Genomic DNA, 11,937 nt, shown 5'->3' on the forward strand with positions numbered 1-11,937 from the left:
AACGCCAGAAGGAACAGGGCCACGATCGCCGCACCGACGGTGGCGTACCACCATATCTGACGCGCGCCGATATCCGCCGCCGCCACGCCCGGAACCTCTGGCGCGAGCGAAAAGCCGGGGGCGAGGTGAAAGGCGATGAACCCCCCTATCCCCCAAAGGATGCCCCACCGGCCGTTGGCCATGCTCCCGCGCTCCTCGCCAAGGCTCATGGCCGCGACGAGCACCAGCGCATAGCCGGTGTAGATCAGCATGCTGAACACGATGCTCAATCCGTCCCGCACAGGATCGATGGCCGCCCAGCCGAGGTTCACCGGGGCAGGGTCGGACCCGAAATGGGACAAGGTTCCATTTTCGAACAGTTCGGCCTGCAAAAGAACCGGCTGCACAAACGCCAACTGCAGCAGACCCGCTATCAGGCCTGCCGCAGCGCCAGCGAACAACGCGCTGACGACAAATCTGGAAATCATATCAGTGGCAGGGGAAGCCGGTCGCGTGGCGCACGTCATGGGCCGCGTCGTGCAGCGCGGCGGCCTGTACGTGCCCGGTGAGCGTGATCAGCGTCACGCCCAGAACGGCAACGAAAGCCGCGGGAATGAAGCGCGTGCCGCTCACACCGAGGGTCTGGATCATGGTTGTCATATCGGTCTCCTTACCGTCACACCCGACGGCCAATTGCGTTTCTTCGCCTGGCAGGTCTCCTGGCTCGCGGGTCGTGGCCCCTGCCCGCCTTCCCCACCCTTCCGGGCAAGTGGCATCATTGGCATCGGCTCACCGCTTACAGTCGCGGGGGCGGCTCCGGCTTCCGGATCGATGGATCCCTTACCGAATTCCCTTTTCAGTTCCACGCAGATGCGCTTTTCGGAACACCAAGCTCGCTCAATTACGCATTTTGACCCATCTCTGGCAAGGTCTCTTTGCGACAATCCGCGCCCCGGGAGCGGAACGCAGATGGCAAAATCGCCCGTTGGCCGCCATAAGGGGCGGGCGGGCGAAGAGCTATCCGCGCTTTTTCGAGCCGGTGCAGGATGCCAACGAACCGAACGACACTTGCGATTCTCTACTCCCTGCTGGCGCTGGTCCTCTTTGACGGCATGGGGCTGATCATCAAGCGCCTGTCAGCGGACTACGGCGCGGCGGAACTGTCGGCCTATCGCAATCTCTGTGGCCTGATACCTGCGGCAATCGCGCTGTGGTCGTCGAAGGACTGGCACGCGAAGGGCCGTCAGCTTGGCATGCGGCAATGGCGGTTTGCCCTGATGCGGGGCGTCGTGCTGACCTTTGCGCAGTATTTCTTCTATCTTTCCCTCGGCTTGCTGAGCTTTGCGACCGCATCCACGATCACCTACGCCAGCGCGCCCTTCGCTGTCGCTTTGGCCGTGCCGCTGCTGCGTGAGCAGGTAGGCTGGATCCGCTGGGCCTCGGTGATCGTGGGATTCGTCGGGGTCGTGATGGTGGTGGGGCCGGGCCGCGACAGCTTTTCCCCCGCCGCCCTGCTGCCACTGGCCGCCGCGGCCTGTTACGCGCTGACAGGAGTTACCGCGCGGATGATGGACGACGAGGTGCCGACCGCGCTCATCAATCTCTATTCCTCAGGGGTGGCGGCATTGGGTTCGCTGCTACTCGCATTCGTCAGCACCGGGTTCAGTCCGCTGGCACAGCTCTCCGATCTGGGTTGGATCCTGGCGATGGGCACCTTCGGCGGGATCGCCGTTCTGCTTCTGATCGCGGCCTACCGGATGACGGAACAGAGCAACCTTGCCCCCTTCAGCTATTTCGGCATCCCGATCGCTTTCGTGCTGGGCTGGGCATTCTACGGCGAAACCCCTTGGGCAGAGTTGTTCCCGGGGGCGCTGCTGATTGCCGGGGGCGGCCTGCTGATCGTGTGGCGAGAGCGGCAGGCACGGCGTGCGGAACTAATGGCCCGCGGCGCACTTTCTTCAGACGACGACCTCTAGCGCGGGCTGGTCGCCCACGCCGAACACACGCTTGTAGCGCTCTATTTCCGCTTCGGGGCCCATCGCCTTGTTGGGGTTGTCCGATAGCTTGACCGTAGGCCGGCCATTCGCGCTGACCGCCTTGCACACAAGGCTGAAGGGCGCGAGCGCATCATCGGGCACCAGCCCACGGAAATCATTGGTCAACAGGGTGCCCCAGCCAAAAGATACCTTCACCCGTCCGGCGAATTTCGCGTGAAGCTCGTGTATCTTCGCCACGTCCAGACCGTCACTGAAGATCACGCGTTTCTCCGCCGGGTTCTCGCCGCGCGCCTTCCACCAGTCGATAGCTACATTCGCGGCCGTTTCGGGATCGCCGCTATCGACGCGGATGCCGGTCCAACCCGCCAGCCAGTCCGGTGCGTTGTCCAGAAACCCCTTGGTGCCGTAGGTGTCCGGCAGGATGATGCGCAGGTTACCCTCGTGTTCATCGTGCCAGTCCGACAGAACCGTATAAGGCGCGCGGGCCAGTTCGGCATCGCTTTCGGCCAGCGCGGCATAGACCATGGGCAATTCATGGGCATTGGTGCCGATTGCCTCCACCTCGCGGTGCATGGCGATCTTGCAGTTCGACGTGCCGGTGAAGGCACTGCCCAACCCTTCGCGCATGGCCTGCACGCACCAGTCCTGCCACAGGAAACTGTGCCTGCGGCGGGTGCCGAAATCGGCGATGGTCAGGCCTTCGATCTCGCGCAGGGCTTCGATCTTTTCCCACACCCGCGTCATCGCGCGGGCATAGAGCACCTGAAGCTCGAACTTGCCCATTCCGTCCAGAACCGACCGGCCCCGCAATTCCATCAGCACCGCAAGCGCCGGAATTTCCCACAGCATGACTTCGTGCCACTTGCCTTCGAAGGTCAGCTCGTATTGATCGCCGCGCCGCTCCAGATGATAGGGCGGCAGGCGCAGGCCCTCGAACCATTCCATGAAATCGGGCCGGAACATCTGCCGCTTGCCGTAAAAGGTATTCCCCCGCAGCCATGTCGATTCCCCCCGGCTGAGGGAGAGTGAGCGGATATGATCGAGCTGCTCGCGCAATTCGCCTTCGTCGATCAGTTTCGCCAGCGGGACATGCGTGGACCGGTTGATCAGGCTGAAAGTAACTTGCGTATCCGGCTTGTTGCGGAAGATCGACTGGCACATCAGCAGCTTGTAGAAATCGGTATCGATCAGCGAACGAACGATGGGGTCGATCTTCCACTTGTGATTCCAGACGCGCGTGGCGATGTCGACCATGGTTCAATCCCGAAAAAGCTGGTTATTTGTGGCGAGGTACCGGGCGAAGGGCAAGGGCCGCGCCCTCGGCCCGTCTGTTCAGGCCAGCACGACGCCCGCCTCACGCATGTGTGCCCTTGCCTGCGCCAGCGAACCGTCGAGGTCGATGGCCCGGCACAGATCCTCGCGCACTTCGACGTCGAAACCCAGCCGCGCCCCGTCCAGCGCGGAATAGGCGACACAGAAATCGGTCGCGAGACCGACCATCAGCAAACGGTCGATCCCGCGCGACCGCAGATATCCTTCGAGACCTGTGGGCGTTTCGTGATCGTTCTCGAAAAAGGCGGAATAGCTGTCGATGGCGGGGTTGTACCCTTTGCGCAGGATAAGATCGGCCCGCTCAGCCTGAAGCGTGCCGTGAAACTGCGCCCCAAGGCTGCCCTGAATGCAGTGATCCGGCCAGAGCACCTGCGGACCATAGGGCATTTCGATCACTTCATAGGGCGCGCGGCCCGGATGGCTTGACGCGAAGGAGGAATGGCCCGCCGGGTGCCAGTCCTGCGTGAGGATCACGGCATCCACTTCGGCCATCAGGCTGTTGATCCCCTGCACGATCGCTTCGCCGCCGGGCACTGCCAACGCGCCCTCGGGGCAGAAATCCTTCTGTACGTCGATCACGACCAATGCCTGCATTCCGTATCGTCCCTTGCGATGTTCGGCGGCAGCCTAGACGGAACAACCGCCGTATGTAAGGCCGGTTTTGGCCTGTGGCCTCTTGCGCGACCCCGGCACGGCGGCCTATCTGACCGGCCATGTATACCATCGCCGCCCTTTATCACTTCACCCGGTTCGACGATCCGGCCGCGCTGCGGCCCGACCTTCTGGCGCTGTGCGAAACCCAAGAGGTCAGAGGCACGCTTTTGCTGGCCCGCGAAGGGATCAACGGCACCATCGCCGGGCCCAGGGCGGGGATCGACGCGGTTCTGGCGCATCTGCGGGGCCTGCCCGGATGCGCTGATCTGGAGTGGAAGGAATCGACCGCCCGCAGCGCCCCCTTCGGCAAGCTCAAGGTGCGCCTGAAGCGGGAGATCGTCACGATGGGACAGCCCGATGTGGACCCGATGCAAGGCACGGGCCACTACGTCGCCCCGGCGGACTGGAACGCCCTGATCGGACAACCCGATGTTGTCGTGATCGACACCCGCAACGACTACGAGGTGGCCATCGGCACCTTCGACGGCGCCGTCGATCCCCGGACAGCCAGCTTCGGGGAATTTCCCGAATGGTGGGAAAAGAACCGGGATCGGTTCGCGGGCAAGAAGATTGCCATGTTCTGCACGGGGGGCATCCGCTGCGAAAAATCGACGAATTACCTTCTCGGCCAAGGGGTGGAGGAGGTCTTTCACCTCAAGGGCGGGATTTTGAAATACCTTGAGGACGTCCCACAGGAACAAAGCCGCTGGCAGGGTGACTGCTTCGTTTTCGACAACCGCGTCAGCGTCAGCCACGGGCTCGCAGAAGGGCCGCATATCCTCTGCCACGGGTGCCGGCGGCCCATCCTGCCCGAAGACCGGGAGCGCCCTGAATACGAGCCGGGCGTCTCCTGCCACCATTGCCATGCGGAAACCTCCGACGCGGACAAGGCGCGTTTCCGCGAACGGCAGCGCCAGTTGACCCTGCAGCGACAGCGGGCGGCAAAGGTCGATCCCGGACAACGCGAAGGGGGCGGGACTTAGCGGTCCGCCAGTGCGAAAGCTGCATAAGCCGGTGGCATGACGGCACGGCGGAACCTGCCGAGTTCGAACCGCGACAGCGGTGTTTTCATCGGCTGCGGATAGAGCCGGGAAGGCTTTCTGCCCTGAGCCAGTTCCGCGACGACAGCGCCCGAATAGCTGCCCATCGCCACCCCGTTTCCATGATAGCACAGCGAAGCAAACAGCCCCTCGCGCCCCGGAACCGGCCCAACGAAGGGCATCCGGTCGCGCGCGATGCAAACCATGCCGGACCAGCCATGGGGTGTTTCGACATGCTTCCAAGAGGGAAACATCGCTTCGAAATCCCGGCGCGCCCGTGCCAGCGCGCGTTTTTCGGAACGTGGGTTTGACAGCAGCCCGCCCCGCACGCCGAACAGCATCCGCCTGTCCGGCATCAGGCGAAAGTAATGCAGCAGACGGCGCGTGTCATAGCAGGCCTGTGCGCTGGTCCAGCCCTGCGCGTCCAGTTCCACCTGCGTCAGCGGGCGGGTGACGATGACGCTCGATTGCGTCGGCATGTAGCGCCCGCGCAGCCAGTCCGGCAGGTCCTCGGACGAATAGCCATTCGTCGCCACGATGACCCGCCCCGCCCGAACGCGTCCCTGCGGCGTATCCAGCGAAAATCCGGGGCGGTCGTCGTGTATGGCATGGGCTGGCGTGCCTTCGAAAAGGCGCGCCCCTGCGTCTTCCGCGGCCTTCGCCAGACCTGCGAGGTATTTGCGGGGATTGAGTGCGAAGCCCACCGGCGTGGTCAGCCCGCCATGAAAGCCCGCGTTCATACCCTCTTTGGGGAGGTCCGCGGCCTTGATCAGCCTTGGGGTAACGTCGTAATCCGCCTCGATCTCTTCCGCCTCGCGCTTCATCCCCTCGAAATCCGAAGGGCGATGGGCAAGGCGCGTTTCCCCCTCCGAATGGCGGTCGACGTCGATCCCCAGCTCCCGGATCAGATCCTGCACGAAACGAACCGAGGCCGCCTCCGTCGCGCGCCAATCCCGGCGGCCCTCTGCGCCGAAGCGGGCCTCCAATCCGGCGTTGTCCAGCATACCACCGCCGAGGCAACAGAAACCGCCGTTGCGGCCCGACGCGCCCCATCCGACCCGTTCCGCTTCGAGCACGGCAACCGACACGCCTTCTTTCGCAAGATGCATTGCCGCGGACAAGCCGGTGAACCCGGCCCCGATCACGGCGACGTCGCAAGTTAGATCACCCTGCAGCGTGGGGCGTTCCGGCAGGTCGCACGTCCGATCCCACCAGCAGTTTGCCCGGGGGGCGGCGCTATAGGCGAAACCGGAATAGATGCGCTTCATCCCGATGCCCGTTCCGCCGCCTGCGCCTCCTTCTGGGCGCGCAGGCTGGCCCGCTTGCTGATGAGCGATGCGGTGATCACCCCGGTGGCCACAATCGCGATCATGATGGTGGAGAGCGCGTTGATCTCGGGCGAAACGCCGAGCCGCACTGCGGAGAAGATCTTAATCGGCAGTGTCGTGGCCGAAGGTCCGGCGGTGAACGACGCGATCACGAGGTCATCGAGACTGAGGGTGAAAGCCAGCAGCCAGCCCGCGATGACGGCAGGCGCGATGATCGGCAGGGTCACGAGCCGGAAGGCATCCCACGCAGAACATCCCAGATCCAGCGCCGCTTCCTCCAGCGAGCGATCGAAGGAAACCAGCCGCGAGGATACGACGACAGAAACGTAGCACATGGAAAACGTCGTATGGGCCAGAACGATGGTCAGCACGCCCCTGTCCAGACCGATCCCGATAAAGAGCAGCAGCAGCGACAGGCCGGTAATGACCTCCGGCATGACGAGAGGGGCGTAGATCATTCCCGAGAACAACGTACGCCCCAGAAAGCGCCCCCCGCGTACCAGAACATAAGCTGCCATCGTTCCCAGCAATGTCGCCAAGGTGGAGGACATCAACGCCACCTTCAGCGTTACCCATGCGGCGCCGAGGAAGGCTTCGTTCTGGATCAATTCGCCGTACCACCGGGTGGAAAATCCCGCCCATACCGTTACCAGTTTGCTGGCGTTGAAGCTGTAGATCACGAGGATCAGCATCGGCAGGTACAGAAAGGCGAATCCGAGGGTCAGGGAGGTGACGTTGAACCATGAAAGACGTCTCATGCCTCGGCCTCCGCCTGTTTCTGCTGGTTGCGCTGGAACAGCACGATCGGCACGATGAGGATCAAGAGCAGGATCACCGCCACCGCAGAGGCCACCGGCCAGTCACGGTTGTTGAAGAACTCCTCCCACAGAACCTTGCCGATCATCAGCGTGCCCGAACCACCCAGCAGCGACGGGATCACGAATTCGCCCAAGGCCGGGATAAAGACGAGGAAGCAACCCGCAATGATTCCGTTGCGGCTGAGCGGCACGGTCACCAGCCAGAAGGCCTGCGTGCGCGAACAGCCCAGATCCTCCGCCGCTTCGATGAGCGATTCGTCCATCCGGTCGAGGGCGGCGTAGATGGGCAGGATCATAAAGGGCAGATAGGTATAGACGATCCCGATATAGACGGCGACATTGGTGTTCAGGATCGTCAGCGGCTCCCCAATCAGGCCAAGCCACATCAGGAACTGGTTCAGCAAACCTTCGCTGCTGAGAATCCCCATCCACGCGTAAACCCGGATGAGGAACGAGGTCCAGAAGGGCAGGATCACCAGCATCATCAGCGTCGGGCGCCATTCTTCGGGCGCGCGGGCCATCCCGTAGGCGATGGGATACCCGACCAGAAGCGTCATGAAGGTGGAGAGCGCTGCGATCTGCAGCGAACTAAGGTAGGCCTTCCAATACAGGTCGTCCGAGGCAAGGAAGACGAAATTCTCGAAATCGAGCTGGCTGATCAGCTCGGCAATTCCGTCCTTGAAGGTCGGGGTATAGGGCGGGATCGCCAGCGCGATATCCGACAGGGAAATCTTGAAGACGATCAGGAACGGGACGAGAAAGAGCAGCAGCAGCCAGAGATAGGGCACTGCGATCAGGAGGGCGCGACGCATCAGCATGTCCCGCTCCTTCCGGGTTGGATATCGAGGCGGCGCATCATTCGGCCAGCAGCACGCCTGCGGTGGCGCTCCAACTGATCCAGACCGGATCTTCCCATGTGATGTCCCGGCGGGCGATGCGACGTGTATTCGCGGTTTGCGCCTTGATGACCTGACCACCCGGCAGTCCGACATGATAGGTGCTGAGGTTGCCAAGATAGGCGATGTCCAGAACCTTCCCCTCCATCGCGTTGTCGGCATTGTCGGGGCGGTCGGTGCTGATCGCGATCTTTTCGGGCCGGATTGCCAGATGCGCCGTCTGCCCGTCGCTGAAGGGCGCGGAGGAGGTCGCGGTGACGGGGGCTACACCCTCGTGCCAGAGCACTTCGTACCGGTCTTCGCCGACCGGTTTCGCCCGCCCTTCGAGAATGTTCACATCACCGATGAAGTCGGCGACATAGACCGAATTGGGGTATTCGTAGATATTGGCCGGGGTCGCGACCTGTATGATCCGCCCCTCGTCCATGACGGCCACGCGGCTTGCAACTGTCATCGCCTCTTCCTGATCGTGGGTAACGATCACGAAGGTCGTGCCGGTGCTTTCCTGAATATCCATCAGCTCGAACTGGGTGTCCTGCCGCAATTTCTTGTCGAGCGCACCGAGCGGTTCGTCGAGCAGCAAAAGCTTGGGCGCCTTCGCAAGGCTGCGCGCCAGCGCCACGCGCTGCCGCTGCCCGCCGGAAATCTGATGCGGTTTGCGCTGGGCGAACTTTTCAAGCCGGGTAAGCTTCAGCATCTCGGCCACGCGGGCCTCTATCCGTTCCTTGTCCATCTTGTCGCGCTTGAGACCGAAGGCGATATTTTCCCGGACGCTCAGATGCGGGAAGAGCGCATAGGACTGGAACATCATGTTCACGGCCCGCTTGTTCGGCGGCACGGGCACGATGTTCTGGCCGGAAAGTTCGATGGTCCCGCGGGTCGGGTTTTCAAAACCCGCGAGCATGCGCATCATCGTCGTCTTGCCGCAGCCCGAGGGACCCAGCAGCGCGAAGAATTCCTGCGTGTAGATATCCAGCGACAGATCGTCGATGGCGACGAATTCACCGAATTTCTTGGTAACATTCTCAAACCGGATCAGCGGCTTTTCGTTCGGGTCGTCCCATGGAGCGAAGATGGTCTGGCTCAACGAAGAATTCCTTGCGTGACACTTGCGTGCTTCGTGAAAAAGGGGCGGGACCTTGCGGCCCCGCCCCCTGCGTATTGTCCCGATTCAGGTGCCCGACTTGACCTTGGTCCACATGCGGGTGACGACCCGCTGCAATTTGGGATCGTAGGGGCTGGTGGTGTAGAGGTTTTCCAGCGTCGCCTCGTCCGGGTAGATCGCCGGATCGCCGATCACGTCCTCTTCCAGGAATTCCTGGGACGCCTTGTTGCCGTTGGCGTAATAGACGTAGTTGGATGCCTTCGCCATGTTCTGCGCGTCCATGATGAAGTTCAGGAACTTGTGCGCGCCCTCGGGATTGGGGGCATCGACGGGGATCGCCATGTTGTCGAACCACATCAGGGCGCCTTCTTTCGGCGCGTAATATTCGATCTCTACCCCGTTGTCGGCTTCGGCGGCACGGTCGCGGGCCTGCAGGATGTCACCCGACCAGCCGAAGGCCACGCAGATGTCGCCGTTGGCCAGCGCGTTGATGTATTCCGAGCTGTGGAACTTCTGGACATAGGGCGCCACGGCGGCCAGGACGGGCTCCGCCTTTTCGATCGTGTCGACATCCTGGCTGTCGGGGTCCTCACCCAGATAGGCCAGAGCGGCGGGGATCATCTCGACCGGAGCGTCGAGGAAATGCACACCGCATTCCGACAGCTTTTCCATGTTGGCCGGATCGAAGATCAGGGACAGGGAACCAACGGGCGCATCCTCGCCCAGCACTTCCTTGACCTTGTTGATGTTCACACCGATGCCGGTGGTGCCCCACATGTAGTTGATGGCGTATTCGTTGTTCGGATCATATTTGCTGACCCGGTCTTCGATGACGTCCCAAAGGTTTTCCCGGTTCGGTAGCTTCGACTGGTCCAGCTTCTGGAAGGCACCGGCGCTGATCTGGCGCTGCAGGAACGTACCGGACGGCACCACGACGTCGTAACCGGACCCGCCGGCCAGCATCTTGGTTTCCAGAACCTCGTTGCTGTCAAATACATCGTAGACCAGATCGATGCCGGTTTCCTGCTCGAACTGGTCGAGCAGCGATTCGTCGATATAGTCGGACCAGTTGTAGACGCGCACCTCTTCGGCGACGGCCGTTGTTGCCATGAGCGTCGCAGCGGCGACACTGCTCATCAAACGGTAATTCATCTGTTACTCCCTTCATGTGGCCGGGTTGTCACCGGCTTTCGCCAATTTGATCAAGTTTTGCCTCTTGCGGCAAGATGATTTATGCTTTCACGCGTAATCCACCCGGTAAAGGATGTAGCATACGTGAAAAAATGGGCAGCACGATGAAGCAGGAACCGACCATGAAAATGCAGACCCTGCCTTCGGCCGAGGCGGCGAAGATGCCCGCCCATCAGCATGTCTACGAACGCCTGCGCCAGTTGATCCTGTTCGGAGATCTGGCGCCTGGTCAGGCTGTTACCATCCAAGGGCTGGTCGAGCGGCTGGATGCCGGGATGACCCCGGTACGCGAAGCTTTGCGCCGCCTGATTTCAGAAGGCGCGCTGACCCATCAGGGCAACCGCAGGGTCACGGTGCCCGTGCTGACCCCGCTGTGCATGGAAGAGCTGGGATTCATGCGCGAAGCGCTCGAACCGGAGCTTGCCCGGCGCGCGACGGGCTTGATCGAATCGCCCCAGATCAACGCTCTTACTGCCTGCGACGAGGCCTTGAACGCGGCAATCGACCGGGGCGACGTGAACGGCTACCTGACCCATAACTACCAGTTTCACAGCCTGATCAACGCTGCCGCAAACGCACCGATCATGGCCGCCACGGTTGACCAGCTCTGGCTCCGGTTCGGCCCTTCGCTGCGGGTGATTTGCGGTCGTTTCGGCACGAGCAACCTGCCCGACAAACATGCCGACCTTCTCGACGCCATCGCCCGCCGGGATGCCGACGGCGCCGCCCGCGCCATGGCAGAAGACGTGGCCCAGGGCATGCGGCAGATCGCGGCGGCATTCGAAAACTGATCTGCCAGTCGGTTATTCGATTTGACAGCGCGTAATTTGATCATATTCTGCAAGCCAAGCATTTACGCGCCCCAGACATAACCCGGAATACAAGGTGCCCCCCATGTCAGCCGTCACGAATCATCTGCCGACCTCCGAACTTCAGGCGCTGGACGCCGCACATCACATGCATCCCTTCACCACCAACGACGAACTGGCGGAAAAAGGCGCGCGCATCATCACTCGGGCCAAGGGCGTTTACCTGACCGACAGCGAAGGCCATCAGATCCTCGATGCGATGGCGGGCCTGTGGTGCGTCAACCTCGGCTACGGGCGGGAAGAGATGGGCCGCGTCGCGGCACGCCAGATGAACGAACTGCCGTTCTACAACACCTTCTTCCAGACAACCCACGTCCCCGCCATCGCTCTGGCAAAGGAACTTGCGGATCTGGCGCCGGATGACCTGAACCACGTCTTCTTTGCCGGGTCGGGGTCAGAGGCGAACGATACGAATATCCGGATGGTCCGCACCTATTGGGCTGAAAAGGGACAACCCGACAAGAGCCACATCATCAGCCGGAAGAACGCCTATCACGGCTCTTCCATGGGGTCCGGCAGCCTTGGCGGGATGGCGTTCATGCATGAACAGGGCGGCATGCCCATCCCCGGAATCCACCACATCAACCAACCCGACTGGTGGTCCGAAGGCGGAGATCAGAGCCCCGAAGACTTCGGCCTTGCCCGGGCGCAGGAACTGGAGGCGAAGATCCTCGAACTCGGCCCCGAAAAGGTCGCCGCCTTCATCGGGGAACCGGTGCAGGGTGCGG

Annotated in this window: 13 protein-coding genes and 1 riboswitch; of the genes, 4 read left to right on the top strand and 9 right to left on the bottom strand. The window is 62.2% G+C overall.

What is annotated here, in order from left to right:
* Nucleotides 1–467, bottom strand: a 467-nt coding sequence (locus tag A3764_RS04860) for a CbtA family protein (RefSeq protein WP_067951267.1), incomplete at its 3' end; no start/stop codon positions are given.
* 1 nt (nucleotide 468) lies between these two features.
* Nucleotides 469–639 (bottom strand): CbtB domain-containing protein, encoded by a 171-nt coding sequence (locus A3764_RS23910; RefSeq protein ID WP_082851087.1) that lies wholly within the window; start codon nucleotides 637–639, stop codon nucleotides 469–471.
* 32 nt (nucleotides 640–671) lie between these two features.
* A riboswitch (cobalamin riboswitch) is annotated at nucleotides 672–886 on the bottom strand.
* Nucleotides 887–1,025: 139 nt separating this feature from the next.
* Between A3764_RS23910 and A3764_RS04865 the strand changes: the two genes are divergently transcribed.
* Complete coding sequence (locus tag A3764_RS04865) at nucleotides 1,026–1,955, top strand: DMT family transporter (protein ID WP_067919930.1); 930 nt, start codon at nucleotides 1,026–1,028, stop codon at nucleotides 1,953–1,955.
* Here A3764_RS04865 and pncB read toward each other — a convergent pair.
* Both pncB and pncA read right to left on the bottom strand, forming a co-directional pair.
* The gene (pncB, locus tag A3764_RS04870) at nucleotides 1,938–3,230 is read right to left on the bottom strand and encodes a nicotinate phosphoribosyltransferase (RefSeq protein WP_067919931.1); all 1,293 of its coding nucleotides are present in this window, start codon (nucleotides 3,228–3,230) and stop codon (nucleotides 1,938–1,940) included. The genes A3764_RS04865 and pncB overlap by 18 nt on opposite strands.
* Before the next feature lie 78 nt (nucleotides 3,231–3,308).
* Nucleotides 3,309–3,902: a bifunctional nicotinamidase/pyrazinamidase gene (pncA, locus tag A3764_RS04875; RefSeq protein WP_067919933.1), complete on the bottom strand. Its 594-nt coding sequence runs from the start codon at nucleotides 3,900–3,902 to the stop codon at nucleotides 3,309–3,311.
* A 119-nt stretch (nucleotides 3,903–4,021) separates the two neighbouring features.
* On the opposite strand from pncA, the gene trhO reads away from it, so the two are divergent.
* On the top strand, nucleotides 4,022–4,945 hold the full coding sequence (gene trhO / locus A3764_RS04880) for an oxygen-dependent tRNA uridine(34) hydroxylase TrhO (RefSeq protein ID WP_067919935.1): 924 nt from the start codon (nucleotides 4,022–4,024) through the stop codon (nucleotides 4,943–4,945).
* Here the strand turns inward: trhO and A3764_RS04885 are convergent.
* The 5 genes from A3764_RS04885 to A3764_RS04905 form a co-directional block, all read right to left on the bottom strand.
* Entirely contained in the window at nucleotides 4,942–6,270 is a 1,329-nt protein-coding gene (locus A3764_RS04885) for an NAD(P)/FAD-dependent oxidoreductase (RefSeq protein ID WP_067919937.1), read from the bottom strand. The two genes, trhO and A3764_RS04885, sit on opposite strands and share 4 nt — an antisense overlap.
* Nucleotides 6,267–7,088 carry an ABC transporter permease gene (locus A3764_RS04890; RefSeq protein WP_067919940.1) on the bottom strand — a complete coding sequence of 274 codons (822 nt, stop codon included), beginning with the start codon at nucleotides 7,086–7,088 and terminating at the stop codon, nucleotides 6,267–6,269. Before A3764_RS04890 ends, A3764_RS04885 begins: the two co-directional genes overlap by 4 nt.
* Nucleotides 7,085–7,960 carry an ABC transporter permease subunit gene (locus A3764_RS04895; protein ID WP_067919996.1) on the bottom strand — a complete coding sequence of 292 codons (876 nt, stop codon included), beginning with the start codon at nucleotides 7,958–7,960 and terminating at the stop codon, nucleotides 7,085–7,087. The genes A3764_RS04890 and A3764_RS04895 overlap by 4 nt, the downstream gene beginning before the upstream one ends.
* A 43-nt stretch (nucleotides 7,961–8,003) precedes the next feature.
* Nucleotides 8,004–9,131, bottom strand: coding sequence for an ABC transporter ATP-binding protein (locus tag A3764_RS04900; protein ID WP_067919942.1), 1,128 nt, complete (start codon nucleotides 9,129–9,131; stop codon nucleotides 8,004–8,006).
* 84 nt (nucleotides 9,132–9,215) lie between these two features.
* Complete coding sequence (locus A3764_RS04905) at nucleotides 9,216–10,301, bottom strand: polyamine ABC transporter substrate-binding protein (protein WP_067919944.1); 1,086 nt, start codon at nucleotides 10,299–10,301, stop codon at nucleotides 9,216–9,218.
* 161 nt (nucleotides 10,302–10,462) lie between these two features.
* Here A3764_RS04905 and A3764_RS04910 point away from each other — a divergent pair, with 161 nt between their 5' ends.
* Together A3764_RS04910 and A3764_RS04915 are read left to right on the top strand one after the other, a co-directional pair.
* Complete coding sequence (locus tag A3764_RS04910; RefSeq protein ID WP_150120613.1) at nucleotides 10,463–11,131, top strand: GntR family transcriptional regulator; 669 nt, start codon at nucleotides 10,463–10,465, stop codon at nucleotides 11,129–11,131.
* Between the two features lie 103 nt (nucleotides 11,132–11,234).
* On the top strand, nucleotides 11,235–11,937 hold a 703-nt coding region (locus tag A3764_RS04915; RefSeq protein ID WP_150122071.1), incomplete at its 3' end, for an aminotransferase class III-fold pyridoxal phosphate-dependent enzyme.

This window comes from Sulfitobacter sp. HI0129 (genome assembly GCF_001635395.1).
In the GTDB taxonomy this organism is placed as follows: domain Bacteria; phylum Pseudomonadota; class Alphaproteobacteria; order Rhodobacterales; family Rhodobacteraceae; genus Sulfitobacter.

What these genes read in the sequence shown, in the direction of transcription:
- pncB (WP_067919931.1), bottom strand. Translation starts at nt 3,230, where the DNA reads ATGGTCGACATCGCCACGCGCGTCTGGAATCACAAGTGGAAGATCGAC.
- A3764_RS04905 (WP_067919944.1), bottom strand. Translation starts at nt 10,301, where the DNA reads ATGAATTACCGTTTGATGAGCAGTGTCGCCGCTGCGACGCTCATGGCA.
- A3764_RS04885 (WP_067919937.1), bottom strand. Translation starts at nt 6,270, where the DNA reads ATGAAGCGCATCTATTCCGGTTTCGCCTATAGCGCCGCCCCCCGGGCA.
- pncA (WP_067919933.1), bottom strand. Translation starts at nt 3,902, where the DNA reads ATGCAGGCATTGGTCGTGATCGACGTACAGAAGGATTTCTGCCCCGAG.
- A3764_RS04890 (WP_067919940.1), bottom strand. Translation starts at nt 7,088, where the DNA reads ATGAGACGTCTTTCATGGTTCAACGTCACCTCCCTGACCCTCGGATTC.
- A3764_RS23910 (WP_082851087.1), bottom strand. Translation starts at nt 639, where the DNA reads ATGACAACCATGATCCAGACCCTCGGTGTGAGCGGCACGCGCTTCATT.
- A3764_RS04910 (WP_150120613.1), top strand. Translation starts at nt 10,463, where the DNA reads ATGAAAATGCAGACCCTGCCTTCGGCCGAGGCGGCGAAGATGCCCGCC.
- A3764_RS04895 (WP_067919996.1), bottom strand. Translation starts at nt 7,960, where the DNA reads ATGCGTCGCGCCCTCCTGATCGCAGTGCCCTATCTCTGGCTGCTGCTG.
- A3764_RS04865 (WP_067919930.1), top strand. Translation starts at nt 1,026, where the DNA reads ATGCCAACGAACCGAACGACACTTGCGATTCTCTACTCCCTGCTGGCG.
- trhO (WP_067919935.1), top strand. Translation starts at nt 4,022, where the DNA reads ATGTATACCATCGCCGCCCTTTATCACTTCACCCGGTTCGACGATCCG.